Below are 678 nucleotides of genomic sequence, written 5' to 3'. Positions count from 1 at the left end.
CACCAGTTCCGCCGGCCGCCGTCCCACCGGCGTGCAAGGCCCTCTGCGATCAATGTCTCGCCGATCGATCGCCCGTTCCTGGTCACGGTTCGCAGCTTTCGCCCATGTCGATCCTCGTCACGCCAGCCGGCCACCAATGAGAACTTTCCTGCATTCAGCAATTCCCGCAACCTGCGCTTGGCCGTCTCGCCCTGTACCCGCTCTGCCTCGCAACGGGGCGGGCTCAGCTCCGGCGTGTCGATATCGGCAATCCTGATCTTCACACCCTGATGCCAGAACGTGTCGCCATCCACCACGCAGGTCACGCGGGGACCATCGCCGCAAATCGGAAACGAAGCCGAAAGCAAGTCCTGTCGCGGCGCCGAGACTAGGGCCGCCACACCCTCGATCCCGCCCGCTTGGCTGAGCTGGTAAGCGCCAAATGCCGCCGCCGCGACGAGTGCGCCGACGACCAACTTCGCAATCGCCGATCCGATTTTCCGACGCGACGATTTCCTCCGATAGACGGACTGTTTCCCGCGCGGCGTCTTCGGCTGCCCGAATCGCAGTCTTTTCTTCTGCCGGAGTCTGACGACGGTTTTCAGAGGGCATGCCTCCCTGCTTGGCTTCCGAGGTTTTCGCAGGATACGGTTTCGATGGTCTTTACGGGCATCGTTCAACTTCCCCGCATCTCAGGGG

1 protein-coding gene is annotated in these 678 nt (G+C 62.8%); it reads right to left on the bottom strand.

The genetic code is table 11. The features are described 5' to 3' along the window. Positions 1–389 (bottom strand): thermonuclease family protein (locus EOC06_RS38215; protein ID WP_245470466.1); only part of this gene is annotated, 389 nt, incomplete at its 3' end. Positions 390–678: the final 289 nt, after the last annotated feature.

This window comes from Mesorhizobium sp. M7A.F.Ca.MR.362.00.0.0, from assembly GCF_004023175.1.
Lineage (GTDB): Bacteria > Pseudomonadota > Alphaproteobacteria > Rhizobiales > Rhizobiaceae > Mesorhizobium.
This window is presented reverse-complemented; position numbering and strand designations above follow the sequence as displayed.